The organism is Acidovorax sp. CF316 (genome assembly GCF_000276605.1).
GTDB lineage: Bacteria > Pseudomonadota > Gammaproteobacteria > Burkholderiales > Burkholderiaceae_C > Acidovorax.
This window is the reverse complement of sequence record NZ_AKJX01000025.1, coordinates 1-23,352: the sequence shown is the minus strand read 5'-3', so window position 1 is coordinate 23,352 and position 23,352 is coordinate 1. Positions and strand designations below refer to the sequence as shown.

General features: G+C 69.4%; 26 protein-coding genes and 1 riboswitch. Of the genes, 17 read left to right on the top strand and 9 right to left on the bottom strand.

The window, feature by feature from the left end; translation table 11 throughout:
* Positions 1–22 precede the first annotated feature (22 nt).
* Positions 23–898, bottom strand: a complete 876-nt coding sequence (locus PMI14_RS03450; protein WP_007849669.1) for a hypothetical protein — start codon at positions 896–898, stop codon at positions 23–25.
* Positions 899–1,016: 118 nt separating this feature from the next.
* Between PMI14_RS03450 and PMI14_RS03445 the strand changes: the two genes are divergently transcribed.
* The 8 genes from PMI14_RS03445 (at position 1,017) to PMI14_RS03410 (ending at position 7,991) form a co-directional block, all read left to right on the top strand.
* Positions 1,017–1,748 carry a helix-turn-helix transcriptional regulator gene (locus PMI14_RS03445; protein ID WP_007849667.1) on the top strand — a complete coding sequence of 244 codons (732 nt, stop codon included), beginning with the start codon at positions 1,017–1,019 and terminating at the stop codon, positions 1,746–1,748.
* Between the two features lie 118 nt (positions 1,749–1,866).
* On the top strand, positions 1,867–2,709 hold the full coding sequence (locus PMI14_RS03440) for a TetR/AcrR family transcriptional regulator (RefSeq protein WP_007849665.1): 843 nt from the start codon (positions 1,867–1,869) through the stop codon (positions 2,707–2,709).
* Positions 2,706–3,266: a DUF2867 domain-containing protein gene (locus PMI14_RS03435; RefSeq protein ID WP_007849664.1), complete on the top strand. Its 561-nt coding sequence runs from the start codon at positions 2,706–2,708 to the stop codon at positions 3,264–3,266. Before PMI14_RS03440 ends, PMI14_RS03435 begins: the two co-directional genes overlap by 4 nt.
* The gene (locus PMI14_RS03430; RefSeq protein WP_007849662.1) at positions 3,263–4,594 is read left to right on the top strand and encodes an AarF/ABC1/UbiB kinase family protein; all 1,332 of its coding nucleotides are present in this window, start codon (positions 3,263–3,265) and stop codon (positions 4,592–4,594) included. The genes PMI14_RS03435 and PMI14_RS03430 overlap by 4 nt, the downstream gene beginning before the upstream one ends.
* A gap of 35 nt (positions 4,595–4,629) precedes the next feature.
* Positions 4,630–5,010, top strand: a complete 381-nt coding sequence (locus PMI14_RS03425; RefSeq protein ID WP_007849660.1) for a DUF6463 family protein — start codon at positions 4,630–4,632, stop codon at positions 5,008–5,010.
* Positions 5,011–5,279: 269 nt separating this feature from the next.
* Positions 5,280–5,726 carry a YXWGXW repeat-containing protein gene (locus PMI14_RS03420; protein ID WP_007849658.1) on the top strand — a complete coding sequence of 149 codons (447 nt, stop codon included), beginning with the start codon at positions 5,280–5,282 and terminating at the stop codon, positions 5,724–5,726.
* Positions 5,727–5,861: 135 nt separating this feature from the next.
* Positions 5,862–6,305 (top strand): YXWGXW repeat-containing protein, encoded by a 444-nt coding sequence (locus PMI14_RS03415; RefSeq protein ID WP_007849657.1) that lies wholly within the window; start codon positions 5,862–5,864, stop codon positions 6,303–6,305.
* 169 nt (positions 6,306–6,474) lie between these two features.
* Positions 6,475–6,583: riboswitch (glycine riboswitch) on the top strand.
* 94 nt (positions 6,584–6,677) lie between these two features.
* Entirely contained in the window at positions 6,678–7,991 is a 1,314-nt protein-coding gene (locus PMI14_RS03410) for a D-amino acid dehydrogenase (protein ID WP_007849655.1), read from the top strand.
* A 12-nt stretch (positions 7,992–8,003) separates the two neighbouring features.
* On the opposite strand, the gene PMI14_RS03405 is transcribed toward PMI14_RS03410, so the two are convergent.
* Entirely contained in the window at positions 8,004–8,324 is a 321-nt protein-coding gene (locus tag PMI14_RS03405) for a cytochrome c (RefSeq protein WP_007849651.1), read from the bottom strand.
* Positions 8,325–8,337: 13 nt separating this feature from the next.
* Positions 8,338–9,552: a sulfite oxidase gene (locus PMI14_RS03400; protein WP_007849645.1), complete on the bottom strand. Its 1,215-nt coding sequence runs from the start codon at positions 9,550–9,552 to the stop codon at positions 8,338–8,340.
* Positions 9,553–9,784: 232 nt separating this feature from the next.
* On the opposite strand from PMI14_RS03400, the gene PMI14_RS03395 reads away from it, so the two are divergent.
* The gene (locus tag PMI14_RS03395; protein WP_007849641.1) at positions 9,785–10,939 is read left to right on the top strand and encodes a rhodanese-like domain-containing protein; all 1,155 of its coding nucleotides are present in this window, start codon (positions 9,785–9,787) and stop codon (positions 10,937–10,939) included.
* Positions 10,940–10,960: 21 nt separating this feature from the next.
* Here PMI14_RS03395 and PMI14_RS03390 read toward each other — a convergent pair whose 3' ends face one another.
* The 3 genes from PMI14_RS03390 to PMI14_RS03380 form a co-directional block, all read right to left on the bottom strand.
* Positions 10,961–12,265, bottom strand: a complete 1,305-nt coding sequence (locus PMI14_RS03390; protein WP_007849639.1) for an FIST N-terminal domain-containing protein — start codon at positions 12,263–12,265, stop codon at positions 10,961–10,963.
* A gap of 49 nt (positions 12,266–12,314) precedes the next feature.
* Positions 12,315–13,148 (bottom strand): PhaM family polyhydroxyalkanoate granule multifunctional regulatory protein, encoded by an 834-nt coding sequence (locus PMI14_RS03385; RefSeq protein WP_007849637.1) that lies wholly within the window; start codon positions 13,146–13,148, stop codon positions 12,315–12,317.
* A gap of 90 nt (positions 13,149–13,238) precedes the next feature.
* Positions 13,239–13,736, bottom strand: coding sequence for a copper chaperone PCu(A)C (locus PMI14_RS03380; protein ID WP_007849634.1), 498 nt, complete (start codon positions 13,734–13,736; stop codon positions 13,239–13,241).
* A 230-nt stretch (positions 13,737–13,966) separates the two neighbouring features.
* On the opposite strand from PMI14_RS03380, the gene PMI14_RS03375 reads away from it, so the two are divergent.
* Both PMI14_RS03375 and PMI14_RS03370 read left to right on the top strand, forming a co-directional pair.
* Complete coding sequence (locus tag PMI14_RS03375; protein WP_007849631.1) at positions 13,967–14,611, top strand: glutathione S-transferase; 645 nt, start codon at positions 13,967–13,969, stop codon at positions 14,609–14,611.
* A 40-nt stretch (positions 14,612–14,651) separates the two neighbouring features.
* Entirely contained in the window at positions 14,652–15,065 is a 414-nt protein-coding gene (locus PMI14_RS03370) for a VOC family protein (protein WP_007849627.1), read from the top strand.
* A gap of 57 nt (positions 15,066–15,122) precedes the next feature.
* On the opposite strand, the gene PMI14_RS03365 is transcribed toward PMI14_RS03370, so the two are convergent.
* Entirely contained in the window at positions 15,123–15,677 is a 555-nt protein-coding gene (locus tag PMI14_RS03365; protein ID WP_007849624.1) for an Rrf2 family transcriptional regulator, read from the bottom strand.
* A gap of 157 nt (positions 15,678–15,834) precedes the next feature.
* On the opposite strand from PMI14_RS03365, the gene nhaR reads away from it, so the two are divergent.
* The gene (gene nhaR, locus PMI14_RS03360; RefSeq protein ID WP_007849621.1) at positions 15,835–16,731 is read left to right on the top strand and encodes a transcriptional activator NhaR; all 897 of its coding nucleotides are present in this window, start codon (positions 15,835–15,837) and stop codon (positions 16,729–16,731) included.
* A 34-nt stretch (positions 16,732–16,765) separates the two neighbouring features.
* On the opposite strand, the gene PMI14_RS03355 is transcribed toward nhaR, so the two are convergent.
* Positions 16,766–17,719 (bottom strand): sugar kinase, encoded by a 954-nt coding sequence (locus PMI14_RS03355; RefSeq protein ID WP_007849616.1) that lies wholly within the window; start codon positions 17,717–17,719, stop codon positions 16,766–16,768.
* Positions 17,712–18,104 carry a RidA family protein gene (locus PMI14_RS03350; protein WP_007849612.1) on the bottom strand — a complete coding sequence of 131 codons (393 nt, stop codon included), beginning with the start codon at positions 18,102–18,104 and terminating at the stop codon, positions 17,712–17,714. The genes PMI14_RS03355 and PMI14_RS03350 overlap by 8 nt, the downstream gene beginning before the upstream one ends.
* A 111-nt stretch (positions 18,105–18,215) precedes the next feature.
* On the opposite strand from PMI14_RS03350, the gene PMI14_RS03345 reads away from it, so the two are divergent.
* The 5 genes from PMI14_RS03345 to PMI14_RS03325 all read left to right on the top strand — a co-directional run.
* Positions 18,216–19,814 (top strand): ABC transporter substrate-binding protein, encoded by a 1,599-nt coding sequence (locus tag PMI14_RS03345; protein ID WP_007849611.1) that lies wholly within the window; start codon positions 18,216–18,218, stop codon positions 19,812–19,814.
* Between the two features lie 27 nt (positions 19,815–19,841).
* Entirely contained in the window at positions 19,842–20,789 is a 948-nt protein-coding gene (locus PMI14_RS03340; RefSeq protein WP_007849607.1) for an ABC transporter permease, read from the top strand.
* 1 nt (position 20,790) lies between these two features.
* Positions 20,791–21,660 (top strand): ABC transporter permease, encoded by an 870-nt coding sequence (locus PMI14_RS03335; protein ID WP_007849605.1) that lies wholly within the window; start codon positions 20,791–20,793, stop codon positions 21,658–21,660.
* Between the two features lie 61 nt (positions 21,661–21,721).
* The gene (locus tag PMI14_RS03330) at positions 21,722–22,774 is read left to right on the top strand and encodes an ABC transporter ATP-binding protein (protein ID WP_007849591.1); all 1,053 of its coding nucleotides are present in this window, start codon (positions 21,722–21,724) and stop codon (positions 22,772–22,774) included.
* A partial coding sequence (locus PMI14_RS03325; RefSeq protein WP_007849563.1) for a dipeptide/oligopeptide/nickel ABC transporter ATP-binding protein occupies positions 22,771–23,352 on the top strand: 582 nt, incomplete at its 3' end. The genes PMI14_RS03330 and PMI14_RS03325, both read left to right, overlap by 4 nt.

Sequence of the window (23,352 nt, the reverse complement as noted above, 5' to 3'; positions counted from 1 at the left end):
CTTGGTGTAGTCGAACGGCATCTCAGGCACCCTGGCGGCGTGCGCTGCGCGCCGTGGCCGGCCCGCTGCCCGGCCGGTGCTGGCCGCCATTCTGCCCGGTTGCGGCGACAGCGCCATGGCCCTCGGTGCGTGGCAGCAACGCGGCCAATGCCGACAGCACCGGCAGGGCCGCAGCGGCGGCAGCCAGGTGCTTGAGGCTGTGGCCGGACACCCATTGGCCCGTGGCCTCCAGGATGGCATGGTCGGCGGCCTCGAACAGCTTGGCCACGCCATAGAAAGCGATCACCGCGCCCAGGTGCACGGCCAGGGCCCCTTCGCGCCGCGGCAGCGCGGCCAGGGCCAGCACCACCAGCATGCCGCCCAGTTGCACCACGGCCCAGGGCAGCACGTTGCCGGTCAGCGCCCACCACAGCACGGCCGATGTGCCGCCCAGCAGCACGGCGCCCGCCGTGGCGATGCCCGCACGCTGGCTGACGCGGCCCGCCGCCGCCAGCCCCAGCAGGCCCGCGAACGGCAGCACCATGCCCAGCCGGTCCCACATCAGGCCAAAGTCGCTGGGCCCCCAGTGGTAGAAGGCCGAGCCCACCGAGGTGCAGACCAGGCCGGCAAAGAACAGGCCGGCCAGCGCACGTGCAACGCCCTCCACTGCAGCCACCGGCACCTGGGCCAGCCACGCGAGGCCCAGAGCCCCGGCGATGGCGAAGGGAAGATTGCTCAGCACGTCGAGCGCGCAGGGAATGCCCAGCAGCGTGCGCTGGTCGGCAAAGCCGTGCTGGTGGGCGCTGTCCTGCAGCACCGGACCGAACACGGCCAGCGCCAGCAGCGCAAAGGCGCCGAGCAGCAGCACCACCTCGGGGCGGGAAGGGCCTGGGGCGGTCGAAGGGAGTGGCAGCGGCATGGTTCGGGTTCCGGGAGTGGTTGATGGAGCGCAGTGTGGGAACGCCGAGGGCTCGATCGGTACCGAAATCTGTTCAAAGGGCTACCAAATGCACCAGAGGTACCGATAATCGATACCCATGAGCACCACCGCCGACCTCGTTACCGCCCTCAAGAAGGAACTCAAGACCGCGCAGATGACCTACGCCGACCTGGCCCAGCAGCTGGGCATGGCGGAGTCCAGCGTCAAGCGCATGCTGGCCAAGGGGGACATGCCGCTGTCGCGCATCGACGCCATCTGCCGCGCGCTGGCGCTGGACTTCGCCGACCTGGCGCGCCGCGTGGCCGAAAGCCAGCCCCTGCTCAAGGAACTCACCCAGGAGCAGGAAAAGGCCGTGGTGGCCGACAAGCGGCTGCTGCTCATGGCCATCTGCGTACTCAGCCAGTGGACGCTGGAGCAGGTGACCGGCACCTACCGCCTGTCGGAGGCCGAGGGCATCAAGTACCTGGCCCAGCTCGACCGCATCGGCATCATCGAGCTGCGCCCGCTCAATCGCTACCGGCTCAAGCTGGCCAAGACCTTCCGCTGGCGGCCCCATGGCCCGGTGATGAACTACTTTCGCGAGCATGCGCTGCTCGACTACTTCGCCGGTGGCTTCGACGGCGCGGGCGAAGGCGTGCTGCTGGTGCACGGCACCATCAGCCGCAGCCTGGCCCCGGCCTTCATGGAGCGCATGCAGCGCGTGGCCCAGGACTTCGCCCAGCAGCACCTGGCAGACCAGAAACTGCCACCGCGCGAGCTTGAGGGCTACACCCTTCTGCTGGCGCTGCGCAGCTGGGAGTTCGAGGCCTTCACGGGCATGCGCCGCTAACCCCCGCCTCCGGTGGATTTGAGGGCGCTCACGCCAGGCGATTGCGTGCCTGCTTGACGCCACAATCAAAAATCACTATTCTTTAAATCATAGATTTCACTGATTTAAGGATAGTCAATTGAAAACCACCCGCCAACAGCAGGACGCGACGCGCCGCCAGATCGTGGCCAGCGCGGTCGATATGATGACGCGCCAGGGCTTCGACGGCACGACGATGAAGGACATCGCGCGTGCGGCCGGCATCGGCGATGCGACGATCTACAAGTACTTCCCGACCAAGGACCGCATCGTGCTGGGCTATGTGGACGAGGCGGTGCGCGCCGCGCTGGCCGATACGCTGGCCACGCCGGACCTGGCGGACTACGGCCTGCAGGAAAAGCTGCAGCGCCTGACCGATGCGGTGCTGGAGCGCCTGCTGCCCGACCGCGAGTTCGTCGCCGAGTTGCGCACGCTGGCCCGGCGCTCGCCGCTGTCCATGCTGGCCGAGCCGCTGGCGGCACGCCAGGCCCTGCGCGAGGCGGTGGCGGGGTTCATCGAAGCGGCCGAGGCCAGCGGCGAGATCGAGCCCTGCGACTTCAAGGGTGTGGCCAGCGGTTTGTATGGCGACTACCTGGCCGGCGTGGTGGCCTACTGGCTGGCCGACGAGTCGGACGGGTTCGCCGACACCACGCAGCTGGTGGACCTGTCGCTGGGCGTGGCGGTGCTGGCGCTGCGCGCCGGCCTGGTCACCCGCGTGCTGCAGCTGGGCGGCTTCATGCTGCGCAGCCAGATGGCGCGCTTCATGCAGCACGGCAGCGGTCTGGTGGGTGTGCTGCGCATGGCCAAAAACGCCCTGGGGGACACGATGGTGTCCCCGGTGGATACACCGCGCACGCCGCGTGCGCGCCCGCCGGCCCAGGCCCCCGTGGCCGATGCGCCCAAGCCCGCCCGCAAACCCCGCACCCGCAAGGCCGCCCCATGAGCCTCGCCCGCACTGTTCGAGCCACGGCCATCCCTTCGGGCAGCGTGATCGCCACGCAACTGCCAGGCGCCCAGTTTGCCGACTGCTTCGAGACCGCCGACCCCCTTTCCGACACCAGCGCACTGCAGACATGGCTGGACATGGTGATCCGCACGCCGGGCTGGACGCGTGCCCTCATGGCCCTGCGCAATCGCCTGGTGAGCATGGTCGGACTCAAGGGCGTGGGGCAACTGCACGACGGCACCCGCCGGAGCGCAGCAGGCTACCGGGTGGGCGACCAGGTGGGTTTCTTCGAAATCCGCCACCTGGGCGAACGCGAGGTGGTGATGGGCGTGGACGACCGCCACCTGAACGTGCTGGTATCGCTGCACAAGCGCATGCAGGACGGGCAGGCCGTCCTGGCCCTTTCCTCCGTGGTGCACATCCACAACGCGCTGGGCCACACCTACATGGCCACGATCGCACCGTTCCACCGGCTCATCGTGCGGACCCTGCTGGCGCGGTTGGATGCTGCCGCGCCGGCTTCTACCAGCCCCCAACGCCCGCCCCGCGCATGACAGGCGCCAAGCCACCCCGCACGGGCACGCTCGCGCGCGGCACCATCACCGGCATCACGGCCGCACGCCTGGGCCTGGCCCAACTGGGCCAGCGCATGCGGCCCGCCCACGCCGACGAAGTGGCACAGGCCGATGCCCAGGCCCGGCACGAGGCAACCCTGGGCCGCATCCTGTTCCAGGCCATGGGGCAGTTGCGCGGCACAGCGCTCAAGGTCTCGCAGATCCTGAGCATGGACAGCAGCTTCCTGCCCGAGGGCGTGCGGCGCGAGCTGGCGCGCGCCTGCCACCAGGCCACGCCGCTCAACCGCGCGCTGGTCGGCCGGGTGTTCCGCCAGGCCTTCGGGCAGGAGCCCGAGGCCTTGTTCACCCGCTTCGAGCCCCGGGCCTTTGCCGCCGCCAGCCTGGGCCAGGTGCACCGCGCCGAGCTGGCCGGGCACGGTGCCGTGGCGGTCAAGGTGCAGTACCCGGGCATTGCCACCACCATCGCCTCGGACATGCGCCTCTTGCGCACCACCTTGCGTGCCCTGGCGCACAGCGACCTGCCCCTGCCCGGCGATGTGGTGGTGGAGCGCGTGATGCAGGAGATCGAGCGCACGCTGCAGCGCGAGGTGGACTACCTGCACGAGGCGCGGCAACTGCAGTGGTTTGCCGAGCATGCGGCGCTGCCGGGCATCGTGCTGCCACAGCCCATTGCCTCGCACACGCGTGCGCAGGTGCTCACCCAGCAGTATCTGCCGGGCCTGCACCTGGCGGACTGGCTGGGCACCGAGCCCACGCAGGCCGCGCGCAACCAGGCCGGCCAGCTGCTCTGGGACTGGTTCATGCACTGCACCTTCGGCCTGGGCCACATGCATGCCGACCTGCACCCGGGCAACTTTCTGTTCCTGCCGGACGGGCAGCTCGGGGTGCTCGATTTCGGCTGCACGCGCGAGCTGTCGCCCGCGTTCCGCGGCGGGGTGCTGCAGGCCTGGCGCGCACTGCTGCAACCCGCATCGCCGAACCATGCCCAGGGCGTGCTGCAGGCCTACGTGGCGCTGGGGCTGGTCCATGCATCGATGGACCTCGCCACCTTCACCGACGAGCTGATGCCCGCCCTGTCGATCATGCAGGCCTGGCAGACCGAGCCCTTCACGGAGCCGGTCTTCGACTTCGCAGGCAAGAGCCGCCCGCCCGCCCCCGTGGCGGCGCAGCAGAAGGTGCTGGCCAGGCACCTGGCCGGCGTGCCACCCGAACTGCCGGCTTTCGAGCGCGCCTGGCTCGGGCTCATGCACCTGCTGACCGAGATCCGGGCGCAGGTCCACACGCAGGCCGATCGCTGGATCGGCTGACCACCCTTCGTCCCCCGCACTACAAGGAGCCTTCCGTGCACAGCCTTCTCTGGTCCCTCTCCACCCTTGCGGCCCGCCCCTGGAAGGGCTTCTGGCTGCTGGCCGTGGCTCTGCTGCACACGCTGGCGGCGGTCGTCCTGTTCGCCCCCCAGTGGCGGATCCTGTGGCAGCGTGGCGTGTTCAACGCCGTGGCAGACGACATGCACCTGGGCGCCGCCGTCTGGTTCCTGCTGTTCGGTGCCGTGCTGGCCCTGCTGGCATGGGAGGTGACGGCGCTCGAGCGCAGCCAGCCGGCCGAGGCGCTGCGGCCCATGGGCTGGTGCCTGCTGGCCCTGGTGCTGGCCGGCGTGGTGCTGATGCCGGTGTCGGGCTTCTGGCTGGTGCTGCCGCCGGCTTTGGCGCTGCTGGTCAGGTGAAATGCCCCCTTGAGTCGCTTAGCGCCTTACCCCAGAGGGGGGCGGCCCTTGCGCGGGGGCGCTGGCGTGGGTCGCGCCAGTTTCATGCGCCCCGGGTGGCGCGCAGCGCGATGGACCGCCGGTGTGACATAAATCACGCTTTGGGTGCGCGAGCTGCGCCGCAGCAACACCCGCTTACAACTCTTCGCACGGGCACTACACCGGCTTGACGCAAAGCGCCCACGATCAAGGCTCCGGTTCCGCAAGGAATCATTTCCAAGGAGACCTTCATGGCCCGCATCGCCCTCGCCGTCGCTTCCCTGGCCTTGCTGTCGCTGGGTGCCGTTGCCCCGGCGCTGGCATCCCCCAGCGCCACCGTCGTCATCCAGACCGGCACCCCTTCTTCCTACTACCAGCATCCGGTGCAGCGCCCCGCCCTGGCCCCGCTGCAGGCCACCCCGGTGCAGTACCACGCGCCACCCCCACCCCGCTATGAAGCACCACCCCACGCACGCCGTGGCATGGCCTGGGTGCCCGGCCATTGGGAATGGCGCGGCGGCCGGCATGTGTGGATCCAGGGCTACTGGATCAAGGCCCGCCCTGGCTATACCTACCGCGAGCCGCGCTGGGAAGAGCGCGATGGCCGCCACCACATGCGCCCCGGCGGCTGGGACCGTGACGGCGATGGCGTGCCCAACCGCCACGACCGCCGTCCGGACAACCCTTACCGCAACTGATGGCGGCAGGCCGGCTGCCCCACAGGTGCCGGCCCCGCCCGCCTACAGGGGGCAAGGTGCGGCGCCTACAGACCTGTCGCCACCGCTTGCCCACCATACAGAGGCGACACAACAACATTGAAAAAGGAGTCATCCATGGCTTACAAAACCACTTACGCAGCCCTCATCGCCACCACGCTGGCACTGGCAGGCCTCTCTTCGGTCGCCACGGCCCAGCCGGCGCACCAAGGCACCGTGGTGATCCAGTCGGGACCCCAGGGTTACCAGGTCATCCCTGCGCCACCGCCACCCCGCCGTGAAGCCGTGCCGCGCCCACGCCGTGGCCAGGTCTGGGAAGAGGGCCATTGGGATTGGCGTGGCGGCCGCCATGTGTGGGTCGCCGGCCACTGGGTGAAGGCCCGCCCCGGCTACGCTTACCGCCAGCCCACCTGGCAGGAACGCGACGGCCGCTGGGAAATGCGCCGTGGCGGCTGGGACCGTGACGGTGACGGCATTTCCAACCGCAACGACCGGGACCGCGATGGCGATGGCGTATCGAACCGCCGCGACAGCAACCCTGACAACCCCCGCCGCAACTGACGCCTGACCGGGCCAGCGCCCGGCCTTGTATCAGCAACGAACGCCGCACATTAGCTGCGGCGTTCGTCTTTGTGCCTAGAATGGCCCCTGCAGGAGAGCAAGCGGCAGCGTCCGCTTCACCGAAGGCGCAAACTCCCATGCACGCTCAGGTTCCGTACTGCACCATTCATCAAGGCCGTCTGGAGAGCCGCTACGCCATGTAGCGCACCGAAGGAGCAAGCCGCAGCCCATGAGGGGCGGCGGTGAATCTCTCAGGTACCAAGGACAGGGGGAGCGGCAGCCGGGCAATGACGTGCCCGCTGCGCGCTATGGACACCCATACCCGCAGCGACATCGACAGGCCTGGCGATTGCCCTTCCAGAGGCTTTCAAAATGCGTGTGATCGTTCTTGGCGCCGGCCTGCTCGGCGTGACTTCGGCCTATTTCCTGCAACAGCTCGGCCACGAGGTGACCGTCATCGACCGCCAGGGTGCACCCGGTGCGGAAACCAGCTTTGCCAATGGCGGCCAGATCTCGGTAAGCCATGCCGAGCCCTGGGCCAACCCGAGCGCGCCGCTCAAGGTGCTGCAGTGGCTGGGCAAGGAAGACGCCCCCCTGCTGTTCCGCATCCGCGCCGACATGCGCCAGTGGCTCTGGGGACTGTCCTTCCTGCGCAACTGCACGCCCGCGCGCACGCGCCACAACATCGAGCAGATCGTGCGCCTCGGTACCTACAGCCGCGATACGCTGCAGCAGCTACGCGCAGCCACCGGCATCGCCTACGACCAGCGCACGCAGGGCATCCTGCACTTCTACACCAACCAGAAGGAGTTCGACGGCGCCCTGGCCCCGGCAGAGCAGATGCGCCAGCTCGGCTGCGAACGCCAGGTGATCAGCGCCGACGAGGCGGTGCGCATCGAGCCGGCCCTGGCCCACATCCGCCCGCAACTGGCCGGTGCCACCTACACCGCCGAAGACGAGTCGGGCGATGCCAACACTTTCACGCGCGAGCTGGCGCGCCTGTGCGAAGCCGCGGGCGTGCAGTTCCGCCTGGGCCAGCACATCACGGCGCTGCGCGAGGCGGGCGGGCGCATCGACCATGTGGAGGTGACCACGGCCGAAGGCCGCTTCGAGCGCGTGCACGGCGATGCCTTCGTGCTCGCCATGGGCTCGTTCAGCCCGCTGCTGGCGCAGCCGCTGGGCATCCACCTGCCCATCTACCCGGCCAAGGGCTACTCGGTGACCATGCCGGTCAAGGACGCATCGATGGCGCACCAGGTGAGCCTCACCGACGACGAGTACAAGCTCGTGTTCTCGCGCTACACCAGCGAGCGCGGCGACCGCCTGCGCATTGCCGGCACGGCCGAGCTCAACGGCTACCAGCGCGACCTCAACCAGGTGCGCTGCGACGCCATCGTGCGCCGCGTGGAGCAGCTGTTCCCGGGGGCCGGCGATGCCAGCCAGGCGCAGTTCTGGACCGGGCTGCGCCCCGCCACGCCGAGCAATGTGCCGCTGATCGGCAAGACCAAGCTGGCCAACCTGTTCCTCAACACCGGCCACGGCACGCTGGGCTGGACGCATGCCTGCGGCTCGGGCAAGTCGCTGGCGCGCATCGTGAGCGGCCTGGCGCCCGAGCTGGACTTCGCGTTCACGGGCATGCCGCAGAGCAGCGTGCCCAGCCTGTTGCCTGCGGCGTCGAAGGCCTGAGCAAGCGCCGGGTCAGGGCGCGGCACCCGAGGCCTGCGCGACGAAACTCGCCAGCGCCCGCATGTCCTTGTCGCTGAGCTTGTCGGCATAGGACGGCATGACACCGATGCCCGCCTTCAGCGCGCGCAGCACGCGCTCGGCGTTGGGTTTGAGTTCGTCGAGCACGGGCCCGACCTGGCCTTCGGCGCCCGCGGCCTGCAGCGTGTGGCACACGCTGCAGGCGGGCTGGATCTTGCCGAACAGTTCCTTGCCCCGCGCCAGTTCGCCGGCATCCGCGGCCCAGGCGCCGCCGCTTGCCAGCGCCAGCAGCACGGCGGTCAGCGCAGTACGCAAGGCGTGCGCCTCCTCACGCGACCACCACGGTCACACCGTGGTCACGCCAGCTCGTGTTGTTGTAGCCGCCCAGGTTCTCCTCGCGCTGCTCGGGCTGCACATGACCGGCGGTATCGGTGGCACGGCTGAGCAGTTCGTACGAACCCGCCGCCAGCCGCACGGGCAGCACGAACTGGCGCCAGGCGAAGCGCCCCAGGTCGGGCCCGATGAGCTGGGCCGCCTGCCAGGTCTTGCCGCCATCGACGGACACCTCCACGCCCTTCACGCCGCGCGTGCCGCCGAACGCCACGCCATGCACCTGCACCAGCCCGGCCTTGAGCGTGCCCTGCTCGGGCAGGGGGCCGTTGATCCAGGACTTGGTCGTCATCTCCCACACCGAGGGCTGCTCGGGGCTGGCCTTGGTGCCGGGGGGCGACATGCGGTAGCCGTGCGACATGATGCGCGCCTGGGACTGCTCGGCGCCGAAGGCCACGCGCTTGACGTACTTGATGTTGTTCACGCCCTGGTAGCCCGGCACGATCAGGCGCAGCGGTCCGCCATGCGCCAGGGGCATCGGCTCGCCGTTCATCTCCCAGGCCAGGATGGCATCGTCCAGCGCCTGGATGGGCACCGAGCGCTCGACCACCACCGTGAGCGGGTCCACGCCTTCGGGCAGTTTCTCGCCGCCCGTGCCGGTGAGGTAGGCGGCACCGCCCGCCAGCCCGCCCAGGGCGGCCACCACATTGCGCAGCGGCACGCCGCTCCAGACCACGCAGCCCGCGGCGCCCACCGTCCACGGCGTGCCGCTGGGCTTGCTGGGGAAAAAGCCGCGCCCGTTGCCCGAGCATTGCAGCACCGTGGTCACGGTCTCGATGCCCAGGGTCCGAAGTTCGGCCAGGGTCAGCGCGCGCGGTGCCTTCACGCCCTCGATGGAGACGCTCCAGGCATCGCGGTCGGCCACGATGGCGGCATCGGGCGCAGGCAGGTTGTTGCGGATGTACAGCTGGCTCGATGGCGTGACCACCCCCGTGCCGAAGGCCGCCCGGCGCGTCTCCAGGGTGCTGCTGCTGTGCACGATCAGGCTGCCTGGGTTCTTCCATCCCGCATAGGCAGGCAGCGGCTTGGCCGCCGCAGCCGGCGCAGGCTGGGCATGCGCGCCCCGGGTCCATGCGGCCAGCCCCAGGGCGCTGAGTGCGGCAGCACTGCCGGTGAGCAGGTGTCGGCGCGGCAGGGTCACGGGATTCTTCATGGAACGGTCCTCCGGGGGGTGGTCAGGCTCAGGTGTTTTCCGCAGCACGCACCGGTCATGGAAGACCGCGAGCATGCGCGGGGCATGCCGCATTCTGGTATGGCCGCTGCGGTTTGCCCTGGGGGTTTTGGAGAGCAGGTGTAAGAAATGGCAACAACCTGCGCAAGGACGTGTGCTGCGTAGCGCCCTGGTGCATATTTGACATCGGCTGACAGACTCCGAAGGAGACACCATGTACCGCACCACACGCCATGCCTTGCTGTCCCTGTTGCTGCTATCGCTCGGTCCCCTGGCCCAGGCCCAGATCACGGCCATCGTGGCCGTGGAACCCACGGCCAAGAAGGCGGCGCACAGCATCCTGCGCAGCGCTTTCGAGTCGGGCCTGTCCAAGGCCGCCGGCCTGCCGGCCACCGTGGCCACTAGCGAGGACCTGGCCGATGTGATGCGCGCCACGCGCAGCGCGGGCTACGATGTGTTCATCGGCCCGGCCCAGGTGGCGGCCTCGGCGCTGCAGCGCGGGTATGAGCTGGTGGGCGCGACCCAGAAATCGGACCAGTACCTGCTCGTGGGCTCGGCCCAGGTGGCCAACGTGGCCGCGATGAAGGGCCTGCGCCTTTACCTGCCCCAGCAGGATTCGATCTACACCTACATGGCACGCGGCATGCTCAACGAAGCCGGCCTGTCGTTCCAGGACCTCAAGTCGGTGCTGCACGAGAAGCACCCGCAGGCCGGACTCAGCGCGCTGGTGCTGGGCAGCACCGATGCCACCGTGGTGCGCGCCGACGACTGGGCCGAATGGTCTGCCATCCACAAGGGCCAGGCACAGGTGCTGGCCACTTCGCAGCCGGTACCGGGCGGCTTCTCGATCACGGTGAAGAAGGACCTGCCCGCCGACGTCAAGGCGCGCCTGGCGCAGTGGTTCGCAGCAGGCACGGGAGCGGGGCTGGCCCCCGTGGCCCTGCGACCCCAGGCGCAGGAGTACCGCCGCGTGGCGGAGCTCGGCCTGTTCACCCCCAACAGCCTGCCTGGCGTGAACCGCATCACGGCGCGCGAGGCGCAGAAGCTGCAGGCAGAAGGCGCCGTGGTGGTCGACACGCGCACCGAAAAGGAATTCAAGGCCAAGCGCATCCGCGGTGCCGTGTTCGCGGCCTACGTGGAAAAGAGCCTCAAGGACGTGGCCTTCAATGCCGCCCAGGACGACTTCCAGGCACTGGAGAAAGTGGACCGCAGCAAGCCCGTGATCTTTGCCTGCAACGGGGCCGAATGCTGGAAGTCCTACAAGGCGGCCAAGGTGGCGGCCAGCAAGGGCTACAAGACGGTGTACTGGCTGCGCGGCGGCCTGCCCGAGTGGGACGCCGACGGGCTTCCGACCGAAAGCAGCAGCTGAGGCCGGCCGTGGCCCGGCCGCTCAGGTGAAGACCGTGAGCACCCCGGTATAGCCGTACAGGTGGTGGTGCGCGATCTCGCCACCGGCAAAGAAGCCGGCCAGCGGCACGTCGCCCAGCGCATGCCGCACGATCTGCAGTTCCGCGCTGGTCCCGCCGAAATGCGGGCCCCCCCGGCCTGAGCAGCTCACGTAGATGGCGCCGCGAATGCGCCGCCCAGGCTGCGTCGCCGCCCGGCCCTGGGCGCCCGTTGCGGGTGCAGGGGCCTTCGTCGCAGCGTCCGCATGGCCCGCCTCCAGCGGCGCGGGCTCCAGTTCCTCGGGTTCGAGTTCCTCGCGGATCTCGGCGCAGATGCGCATCAGGTCTGCGCGTGCCGCCGCCACGTTGCGCTGGCAGAAAGCCAGGTGCATGCCGGGCTCCACCTTGTCGCCGAGCGCGACGCCACGGCGCGCCCCGTCGAGCCCCACGATGTGGCGCACGCGGGTGTCGGTGCCGAAGTGGCCTGTGCGCTGCTGGCCCTGGGGCTGGGCCCCGGCATCCACCAGCCCGGCCAGCGTGGCGCGCACCTTGCGCAGCGCGGGCTGCGGATCGCCGTCGAGCGACACCTCCAGCGTGTCGAGCAGCACGTCGAGCGCGGGCTCGCCATCGAGCTGCAGCACCACGTTCTCATGCGCGGCGGTCACGCTGCGCAACGGCCCCACGGGCTGGCAGCCCTGGGTGACGCGCGAGACCAGGGCCACCTCGGCGCCGAAGGCCACGCCCGACAGGCCGCCATCGAAGACCCCGCCAGCGCCGCCCTGCCCGGCGATGTTGCCGTCGCCAGCGACTGCGAACTGCACGCCCGCGCCCCGGCTGGCGCTCAGGCCGCCGAACAGGTAGCCGGTCTCGGTGCGGCCGGCCATCTCGGCCAGCAGCTCCGCCAGTTCGGGCGTGTGGCCGTCGGCATGCACCAGCGCCGTGTGGGCCGCGAAACCGCTGGTCGGCTGGCGCGGCAGCGGGGCCACGCCCGAGAACACACGGTACTGGTCGGGTGACACGTCGAGCAGCATCACGGACAGCGCCGGCTCATCGAAGTACTCGGCGTTGTTGGCCGCCACGCCCACGCCCACGGTGCCGCTCCAGTCGGTCACCTCGGGCAGTTCGCCGGCCAGGTAGTCGAGCAGGGCCTGGGCCTCGCCCGCATAGTGGTCGGTGATGTAGAGCAGGCCCAGCGTGGGAGCGCTGGCGTACTCGGGCAAGGCCATCTGCGCGCGCAACTGCGCCAGTGCCAGGGCTGCCGCCATGCGCCACTGGGGATGGGTGGCATGGCCGGAGGGAAAGAGTTTCATGGTGTGTGTCTTCTCGCAGGCGGTGCGCGCTGCCGACGCACGGCCGGGATCAGCGGGCGCTCTTGCGCGGTGCGCGCTTGGCCGCCGCCGTGGTCTTCTTCGCTGCCGGCCGGGCCTTGGTAGCAGGCTTGGCCGCTGCCACCTTCTTGGCTGCGGGCTTGCGCTCGCCGGCCATGCTCTTCATGCCCTTGGCGGCGAACTGGCTGGCCATGCCGGTGGCCGTCTTGATGGCCTCCTTGGCCAGGCCGGTGGCCATGTTCTTGGTGGTATCGAGGGCGGTCTGCTTGGCCGCGTCCTTCATGGCGTTCGCGGCGATCTGCTGGAACTGGCCCGTGAGCGCGCCCCACCATTGCAACGGGTCGACCACGGAGGCTTCGGGCGCCGCAGCGGCGGCCTTGCCGCTCTTCCTGGCCTTGGTGGGCGCCTCCTCGGGTTCTGCGTCGTCCTCTTCCTCCTGCGCCTCGTCCTTCGCGCGGCCCGTGACGCGGGCGGCAGCGCCGGCCACGGCCTCTGCCGCGCCGCTGACCGTGTCGGCGGCCTTTTGCACGCCGCTCATCACGGTATCGGCCGTCTTGAGCTTGAAGGCATTGGCCACGTCGCCCATGCTGAAGTTCATGCCCTTCAAGGTGGCCAGCGTCATCTTCTGCACCTCCAGCGCCTGGATGGTGGCGGCCAGCGCGCGCGAGTTCTGCTCCAGCCAGAACTGCACGGCCTTGAGTTCCTCGATGCGCTTGTCCAGCTCTTCGACGCTGATGGTCGGGGCCACCCAGTTGGACAGGTTGGGCAATTGCGGAATGCTGTTGGTCGCCCCCTTGGCCAGGCTCTGCAGAAAATCAAAACCGGGGACGAATTTGCCGAAACCGAAATTGGATGTGTCGCTCATGGCCGCTCCGCAAGAATGGGTGGGGGGATCGCTCCTGACAGCTTACCCCAATGGGTGGCTGCTGGCGATGGCATGCAGGGGGCTTGTTCCTCAGTGTTTGTGCCCATGTGCATGGGCTGGCGCACCCGCTTGCGCGCCCGGTGCGCTGGTCGCCACGGGCACGGTCAGCTCGAGCCTGCTTTCCACGCCCTTGGCGTCCTTGAAGGTCAGTGTGAGCGGCACGGTGCTGTCCTTGGCCAGGGGTGCCTTGAGGTCCAGCAGCATGACGTGGTAGCCCCCGGGCTTGAGCTCCACGGCCTTGCCGGCGGGCAGCTCCAGCACCGGCACGGCACGCATGCGCATCACGTCGCCATCGAGCTTCATTTCATGCACCTCGGTCACGCCAGCGGCAGGAGAGGATGCACCCACCAGGCGTGCGCCCTGTGGCGCGGTGAGCTTCATGAAGGCGCCGGTGCCCTTCTGCCCGGGGACGCTGGCGCGGGCCCAGGCGCCCTCGACCTTCACGTCGGAGGCCTGGGCCAGAGCGGAAGCGGCCAGCAGGGTGGACGACAGGGCGAGGCCGGCAAGGAGGGTCTTGTGCAATGGCATGGGTGGTGGGCTCCTGGGAAACGATGGTGCACCGCGCGGCATGGATGCGGCAAAGGCTGGCGGCCGGGGGCAGAGCGGCGCAAACTCCCTGGGCAGCGGCCACCCGCTGCGGCGGATGCGGACCATTGTAGGACCGGTGCATGCGTCATCTGCGCGACCGGGCCGGGCCGGCCGACCGCCTAGCATGGCACCCGGCAACGACCCCTACCAAGAGATACAGGAGACACCCCATGCTCACCCTCTGCGGCTTTTCGGCCAGCAACTACTACAACAAGGTCAAGCTCGCGCTGCTCGAAAAGGGCGTGCCCTTCACCGAAGAACTGGCCTGGATCGGCGAGACCGACCGCAGCGCCAGCCCGCTGGGCAAGGTGCCCTACCTGCGCACCCCGAACGGCACGCTGTGCGAGTCGGCGGTGATCGCCGACTACATCGAGTCGGCCTACCCCGAGCACCCGCTGATCCCGGCCGACCCGCTGGCCGCTGGCAAGGTGCGCGAGCTGATCACCTTCATGGAGCTGCACCTGGAGCTGGTGGCGCGCAACCTCTACCCCCAGGCCTTTTTCGGCGGCACGGTGAGCGAGGCGGCGCGCGAGAAGGTCGGCGCCCAACTGGCCAAGAACATCACCGCCTTCGCCCAGCTCACGAAGTTCAGCCCCTTCATCGGCGGTGACAGCTTCACCGCGGCGGACTGCGCGGCCATCGTGCACCTGCCGCTGGTGTCGTCGGCCACGAAGATCATCTACGGCCGCGACTTCCTGGCCGAGCTGCCGGTGCGCGACTACCTGGCCCGCATGAACGAGCGCCCCCACGTGGCGCGCGTGAATGCCGACCGCAAGACCAACACGGCCGAGATGCTGGCCAGACCGAAAGGCTGACGTCGCCAGGGGGGAGCGCATCCGCTGCTATCCTGCACCGATGCACAGCCTTTTTCACCTTGCCTTCAACGTCACTGACCTCGACGCAGCCCGCCGTTTCTACGGCGGCGTGCTGGGCTGCCGCGAAGGCCGCAGCACCGACACCTGGGTCGATTTCGACTTCTTCGGCCACCAGATCTCCCTGCACCTGGGCACGCCGTTCACCAGCGCCGCCACCGGCCATGTGGGCGAGCACCTGGTGCCCATGCCGCACTTCGGCGCCATCCTTGAATTGCCCGCCTGGAAGGCCGTGGCCGAGCGCCTGAAGGCGGCCGGCACGCCATTCGTGCTTGCGCCCCAGGTGCGCTTCGAGGGCGAACCCGGGGAGCAGTGGACGATGTTCTTCTACGACCCGAGCGGCAACCCGATCGAGATGAAGGGCTTCAAATCCATGGAACAGGTGTACGCGGCGTAGGCCGCCACCGCGCCGGGAGCCAGGGGCGGCAGCCGCCGCCCCTCCCCCGCACCCCTCTCAGCGCCGCTGCATCAGCGGCATGCTCCCCAGTGCGAACACCGAGTTGGGCACACCGAGCCCGGCCAGGCGCGGCTTGGGCTTGGCGCTTGGCACAGCGCGGGCACGTTGCTGCGGCGCCGGCTCGCCGGACTCCACCACCACGCCACGGGCCAGTTCCTGCGTCACCAGCTCCGCCAGCGTCACGGACTGCAGGTAGTCCATCACCCGGCTGTTGAAGGTGATCCACAGCTCACCCGTCATGGCCTTCATCTGCGCCGCCTGGCCCTGGGCCAGGCTCTGGGTGTCGTCACCCTTGAGGTTTTCCACCGCCAGGATGATGTCGGCCACGGACACCTGGTCCGCGCGGCGCGCCAGCGTGTAGCCGCCGCCAGGCCCGCGCGTGCTATCCACCAGCCCGGCGCGCCGCAGCGCGCTGAACAGCTGCTCCAGGTAGGACAGCGAGGTGCCCTGGCGTGCACTGATGGTCGACAGTGCCACAGGACGCATCTGCTGGCGCAGTGCGAGATCGGTCATGGCCGACACGGCAAGTTGCCCTCGGGTAGTGATACGCATCTTTGACTCCTTGTGAACGTTGTATGGCCAGGGTTCGGTGCCCGAAGGGGCGTTCCGCGATCTGTCCATGGACGTACTTTAGGGATCTTGACACTTCGCGTATATTCGATTTATTGGGATTTTTACTTCGTTTTTTGCGAAGTATCAAGGAGACGGCATGAACTTCAAGCACCTGCGCTACTTCTGGACCACGGCCAAGGCGGGCGGCATCATGCGCGCCGGCGAGCAGCTCAACACCACGCCGCAGACGCTCTCGGGCCAGATCAAGCAGCTCGAGGAATGGCTGGGCCACGACCTGTTCAAGAAGCGCGGCCGAGGGCTGGAGCTGACCAGCGAGGGCCGGGTGGCACTCGGTTATGCGGAGCAGATCTTTGCGCTGGGCGACGAGCTGGAAAAGTCCATCCGCCTGGCGCGCGGGCAATCGCGCCCGCTGGAGTTCCGCGTGGGCGTGGCGGATTCGGTGGCCAAGTCGGTCGCCTACCGCCTGCTGGAGCCGGCAATGGGCCTGGCCGAACAGGTGCACATGACCTGCCACGAGGGCAAGTTCCCGGAGCTGGTGGCGCAGCTGAGCCTGAACCGGCTGGACCTGGTGCTGGCGGACGAGCCGGTCTCCCGGAAGATCGGCGTCAAGGCCTTCAACCACGGCCTGGGCACCAGCTCCATGAGCTTCTTCTGCGCACCGGCCCTGCGCAGCCAGCTGCAAGGCCCGTTCCCCAAGTGCCTGCATGGCGCGCCGATGCTGATCCAGGGGCCCATGTCCTCGGTGCGCCAGCAGCTCGACCACTGGTTCAACAAGCACCAGCTGCAGCCGCGCCTGGTGGGAGAGTTCGACGACAGCGCGCTGATGAACGCCTTCGGGCGCGAGGGGCGCGGGGTGTTCACCTCGCCCACGGTGCTGGAAGAGGAGACCCAGGCCCAGTTCGGGGTCGAGGTGATCGGTCGCTCCACGGAGCTGGTCGAGGAGTTCTTTGCGATCTCGGTGGAGCGGCGCATCAGCCACCCCTGCGTGGCCGCCATCACCAAGGCCGCCCGGTCCGACCTGTTCGCGGCATGACCGGGGCAGGTGCCGACGGCCCTGCCCCACCGGTTCAGGCGGCCGGCACCTGCACCTGGCGCGCGTACGGCAGGGGCGCCACGGCGCCATAGCCCTGCACGGCCAGCGCGGCCGCGGCATTGGCATAGCGCGCCGCCGCGAACACGTCGTCACCCTGGGCCAGGCGGGCCAGCAGGTTGCCGCAGAAGCAGTCGCCGGCACCGGTGGCGTCCACGGGCGTGACGCGCAGGCCGATGATGCGCTCCCTGAGCTGGCCGTCGCTGGCCAGGGCCCCCTCGGCACCGAGCTTGAGCACCACGGTGGCCGCGCCACGCGCATGGCCCCAGTCGACTATGGCCTCGGGATCGGACAGGCCGGTCAGGGCCTGCATGTCCTCCAGGCTGGGCAGGAAGATGTCGCACAGCGCCACGGCCTGAGCGATGCAGGCCTGGGCCCGCGCCAGCGGCCAGAGCTTGAGGCGCAGGTTGGAGTCGAAGGCCACCAGGGTGCCGGCCTCGCGCGCGAGAAGCATGGCCTCGAAGGCCGTGTCGCAGGCCTGCGGCGAGATGGCCAGCGAAATGCCCGACAGGTGCAGGATGCGGGCCGCCTGCAGCACGGCCGTGGGCTCGCCGGCCAGCCACTGCGGCGCCATGCGGCTCGCGGCCGACCCTGCGCGCAGGTAGCTGAACTCGTGCCCGGCCGCTCCATGCGAGACGAAGTAGATGCCGGTGGGGTGCTCGCCGTCGCTCTGCACGGCGCGGGTGTCCACGCCCTCGGCGCGCCACAGCGCGGTGAGCGCCTGGCCGAAGCTGTCCTGCCCGATGCGCGTGAGGTAGGCCACGCGCGCGCCGGCCCGTGCCGCCGCAATGGCGGCATTGCTGGTGTCGCCGCCGAAGCCGCGCAGGTACTGCGGCTGGCCGGGGTGGACCTGGTTGAACTCGACCATGGCCTCGCCGAGCGCGGCCACGTCGAAGGTCTTGCCCACGGAGGTGGTGGAACGCTCAGGCACGGGGCTTATAGGCGGTGACGTCGATCTCGACCTTGGCGTCGATCATGAGGCGCGACTCCACCGTGGAGCGGGCCGGCCGGTGTTCGCCGAAGCACTCCATGTAGACGCGGTTGAAGCTGCCGAAATCGCGCGCATCGGCCAGCCAGACGCTGACCTTGGCCACGTCGGCCAGGGTGCAGTCGGCCAGCGCCAGGGCGTCCTTGACGCGCTGGAACACCTGGCGCGTCTGGGCCTCAATGCCGCCGACGATGACCTGACCCTGGTCGTCCGTGGGCACCTGGCCCGAGACGAAGACGAAGTCGCCGGCGCGCGTGGCGGGCGACAGGGGACGCGCCTGGCGGTCGGATGCAATGGGGGACTGGCCCAGCAGTTCTACATGGCTCATGCAAGCTCCTTGTGTAATGAATTTACATAAATCATCGGAAAAAACCCGTTTGACTTTCACAAACGAGTCATCTACGATTAAAAATGTAATGTTATTACTTATGGAGCCACGATGCAATCCTCATCCATCCGTGATTGGTTGACGCCCGGAAGGCCTGTTCAGGCCGCCAGGCGCAGCGTTCTGGGCCTGGCAGCAAGTGCTGCCGTGCTCGTGGCCCTGGGGTCGGGCCAGCCCGCCCTGGCCGCCCCCGCCAAGGGGGGCGCCGCCAACCTGGCCATGGTCGGCGAGCCCCAGGGGCTGGACCCCATGGTGAGCACGGCCGACCTGGTCGGCACCATCATGCAGCACGTCTACGAGCCGCTGTACACCTTCGACGCGAACTGGGCCGTGGCGCCCATGCTGGCCGAGGGCCTGCCCTCCGTGTCCAAGGACGGCCTGACCTACACCATCGCCCTGCGCAAGGAAGTGAAGCTGCACAACGGCCGCGACCTGAATGCCGACGACGTGGTGGCCTCGCTGCAGCGCTGGATGGAGCTGTCGCCGCGCGGCAAGGCCGTGGGCAAGGAGGTGGCCTCGCTCACCGCCAAGGGCCCGCTGTCGGTGGAGCTCAAGCTCAAGGCGCCCTATGCACCGCTGTTGGCCCAGCTGGCGCTGCCCAGCGGCATGGCCGCCATCATGGCCAAGGAGAGCATCGCGCCGCAGCTCAAGGATTTCATCGGCACCGGTCCCTACAAGTTCAAGGAGCGCCGCCCCGACCAGTTCACGGTGCTGGTGCGCCACGACACCTACAGCGCCCGCAAGGAGGCCCCGAGCGGCTATGCCGGCCGCCGCGAGGCCCTGCTCGACGAACTGCGCTTCGTGCCCGTGCCCAACGCCAACACCCGCGTGGAGGGCGCCCTGTCGGGCCAGTTCCAGTACGCCGACCTGCTGCCCGTGGAAGCGGCCAGCCGCATCGACAAGGGTGCCCCGGCCGTGGTGCCCATCGTGACCAAGAACTTCGGTTTCCCCTACATCGTCTTCAACACCAAGGAAGGCGTGCTGGCCGCGCAGCCGCTGCGCCGCGCGGTGCAGACCGCCGTGGGCTCGGGCGAGCTGCTGGCTGCGGGCTTTGGCGACAACCGCTTCTTCGTGGTGGAGCCGAACTTCTTCCCCAAGGGCACGCCCTACTACTCGGACGCGGGCAGCAAGCTGTACAACGAGCGCAACCCGCAGGCTGCCAAGGACCAGGCGGCCAAGGCCGGCTACAGCGGCCAGCCGGTGCGCATCATGGCCAGCCGGCAGTACGAGTTCCACTACAACATGGCGCTGGTGATGGCCGAGCAGCTCAAGAAGGCCGGCTTCAAGACCGAGCTGCAGGTGGTGGACTGGGCCACACTGGTGCAGCGGCGCAACGATGCCAAGCTGTGGGACGTGTACTTCACACACTCGGGCCTGTTCCCAGAGCCCATGCTCTCGCCGCCGCAGCTGGGTGACGGCGCGCCTGGCTGGTGGGATTCGCCCGCCAAGAAGGCCACGCTCACGGCCTTCAACCAGGAGACCAATGTCGCCAAGCGCGGCCCGCTGTGGGGTGCCGTGCAGCAGGTGGTGTACGACGAAGTGCCCTTCATCGAGGTCGGCAAGTTCAACGGCCTCTCGGCGCGCTCGGCCAAGCTGGAAGGCTACACGCCGGCGATCTGGCCGTTCTTCTGGAACACGGGCCTGGCCAAGTAAGCCCCCACTGCACGAAGGTTCGTTGCCATGCGTTTTCTGATGACCCGCCTGGGCGGCGCCCTGGTGGTGCTGGCCCTTGTCGCGGTGCTGGTGTTCGCGCTCACGCGCCTGGCCTCGGGCGACCCGGTGGCGCTGCTGCTGGGCGAGCAGGCCACGGCCGAGGACATCGCCGCGGCGCGCGTGCAGTACGGGCTGGACAAGCCCCTGCCCACGCAGTTCGTGCTCTGGGTGGGCGAGCTGCTGCAGGGCAACCTGGGCCAGTCCATCTTTCTGCAGCGCCCGGTGGCGCAGGCGCTGCTCGAGCGCGCCGAGCCCACGCTGTTCCTGGCGCTGTTCGCGGTGGGCATCGCGGCGCTGATCGGCATCCCCTGCGGCATGGCGGCCGCCATCTGGCGCGGCAGCCCCGGTGACCAGGCCCTGAGCGGCGTGGCCATGCTGGGCGCCAGCGTGCCCAGCTTCTGGCTCGGGCTGATCCTGATCCAGCTGTTCGCGGTCAAGCTCGGCTGGTTCCCGGCCTCGGGCTATGGCGACCCGGCCTCGCCGCTGGCCGAGCGCCTGTCGCACCTGCTGCTGCCGGCGCTGGTGCTGGGGCTGCTGAACTCGGCGCTGATCATCCGCTTCACACGCGCCTCGATGCTCGACATCCTGGGCGAGGACTACGTGCGCACGGCACGCGCCAAGGGCCTGGCCGAAGGCACGGTGATGGTCAAGCACGTGCTGCGCAATGCGCTGGTGCCCATCGTCACGGTGCTGGGCCTGACACTGGCGCTGATGATCGGCGGCACGGTGGTGACCGAGACGGTGTTCAACCTGCCCGGCGTGGGCAATCTGGTGGTGCGCGCCGTGCTGCGCCGTGACTACCCGGTGATCCAGGGCACGCTGCTGGTCATCGCGGCCATCTATGTATTCATCAACCTGGCCATCGACTTCCTGTACACGCTGGTCGACCCACGCATCCGGCTGGAGGGCAAGTGACATGGTGCAAGGCCTGATTCGCAATCTCAAGGACTACTGGCTGCCACTGGCACGCCGCCTGTTCGCACGCAAGGTGGTGCTGGCCTCGGCCATCGTGCTGGCCCTGGTGGTCGCGGTGGCCACGGTGTTCCCCTGGGTGTCGGACGCCGACCCCAACGCCATCTCGATCAGCGAGCGCCTGAACGCGCCCTCGGCCGCGCACTGGGCCGGCACCGACGAGCTCGGGCGCGACGTGATGCTGCGCATCGTGCACGGCGCACGCTATTCGCTGCTGATCGGCGGGCTCACGGCCGCGGGCGCGGTGCTGTTCGGCACGCTGCTGGGCATGTTCGCGGGCTTCTTCCGGCGGCTGGACGCGCCGCTGATGCGCGTGGTGGACGCGATGATGTCCTTCCCCGACATCTTGCTGGGCATCGCCCTGGTGTCCATCCTGGGGGCCTCGCTGTGGAACGTGATGCTGGCGCTGGTCATCGTCTACACGCCGCGCGTGGCGCGCGTGGTGCGGGCCAGCACCCTGGTGCTGCGCGAGCTGCTGTTCGTGGACGCCGCGCGCGCCCTGGGCGTGCGCACGCCGCGCATCCTGCTCAAGCACATCCTGCCCAACCTGGTCTCGCCCATCCTGGTGCAGGTGACCTTCATCTTCGCCTATGCCATCCTGGCCGAGGCGGGCCTGTCCTTCCTGGGCGTGGGCGTGCCGCCCGACATCCCCACCTGGGGCACCATGATCGCGGGCAGCCTGGAATCGGCCGACCGCGCGTTCTGGACGATTCTCTACCCGGGCCTGGCCATCGTGTTCACCGCCCTGTCGCTGCAGATGCTGGGCGACGGCGTGCGCGACCTGCTCGACCCCAAGCTCAAGAAGGCCGCATGAGCTTTCACCGACCCACGCAAGCGCCCGCCCCTGGCGAGCGCGTTACGAAGGCACCCACCCCATGACCACCCCCACGGCTGCCCGGCTCGAAGTGCAGGGCCTGTCCACCTCGTTCGCCACCGACGCCGGCCGCATCCAGAGCGTGGCCGACGTGTCCTTTGCCATCCACCCGGGCCAGACGCTGGCGCTGGTCGGGGAGTCGGGCTCGGGCAAGTCCGTCACCAGCCTGACGCTGATGGGCCTGCACGCCAAGACCTCGCAGGCCCAGGTCAGTGGCCAGGCCTGGTTCACCCGGCGCGACGGCCGGCGCGTGGACCTGCTGGCCCTGCCCGAGGCCGAGCGCCGGGCGCTGCGCGGCAACGAGATCGCGATGATCTTCCAGGAGCCCATGACCAGCCTGAACCCGGTGCTGACCGTGGGCGAGCAGATCGCCGAATCGGTGCGCCTGCACCTCAAGCTCGACCGCCGCGCTGCACTGGCCCATGCCCAGCGCATGCTGGAGCTGGTGGAGATACCGGCCGCCAAGCAGCGCGTGCACGAGTACCCGCACCAGCTCTCGGGCGGCATGCGCCAGCGCGTGATGATTGCGCTGGCCATGGCCTGCAACCCCACGCTGCTGATCGCCGACGAGCCGACCACCGCGCTGGACGTGACCATCCAGGCGCAGATCCTGGCCCTCATGGGCCGGCTGCAGAAGGAGACGGGCATGAGCATGCTGTTCGTGACCCACAACCTGGGCGTGGTGGCGCAGTACGCCGACGCGGTGGCCGTGATGTACGCCGGCCGCATCGTCGAGTCGGCCCCGGTGCACGACCTGTTCGCGCAGCCCGAGCACCCCTACACGCGCGGCCTGCTGGCCTGCCTGCCCGGCGTGGCCAGGCGCCATGCGGTCGCGGTGGCCGGGCAGCGCCCGCGCCTGGTGGCCATACCGGGCCAGGTGTCGAGCCCGCTCGCGCCGCCGCCGGGCTGCGCCTTTGCGCCGCGCTGCGAGCGCCGCATCGCGGCCTGCGATGCGCGCATGCCGGCCCTGTCCGACGGCAGTGCCACCGAGGCCGGCCGGCGGGTGCGCTGCATCCGTGTGGGCGAGCAGGCGCAGCAGGAGGTGAGCGCATGAACGCCGTGGCCATGGCCCCGACCCCGGGCGACAACCTCATCGAGGTGCGCGGCCTGCGCAAGTACTTCGGCAGCGGCCCGCACCCGGTGCGCGCGGTGGACGACGTGAGCTTTGCCATCCGGCGCGGCGAGACCCTGGGCCTGGTGGGCGAGTCGGGCTCGGGCAAGAGCACCATCGGCCGCCTGCTGACGCGCCTGGTGGACCCGACGGCGGGCCAGATGCTGTACCACGGCAGCGACGCTGGCGGGCAGGACCTGGCCGGAATGAGCCAGGGCCAGTTCCGCCCGCTGCGCTCGAAGATCCAGATCATCTTCCAGGACCCGTACGCCAGCCTGAACCCGCGCATGCGCATCCGCGAGGTGCTGGGCGAGGCGCTGGACACGCACCGCCAGGCGCGCGGTGCGGCACGCCTGCCGCGCATCCACGAGCTGCTCACGCAGGTGGGCCTCAGGCCCGAGCATGCGGACCGCTTTCCGCACGAGTTCTCGGGTGGGCAGCGCCAGCGCATCGGCATTGCGCGCGCGCTGGCAGTGCAGCCGAACTTCATCGTGGCGGACGAGCCGCTGTCGGCGCTGGAC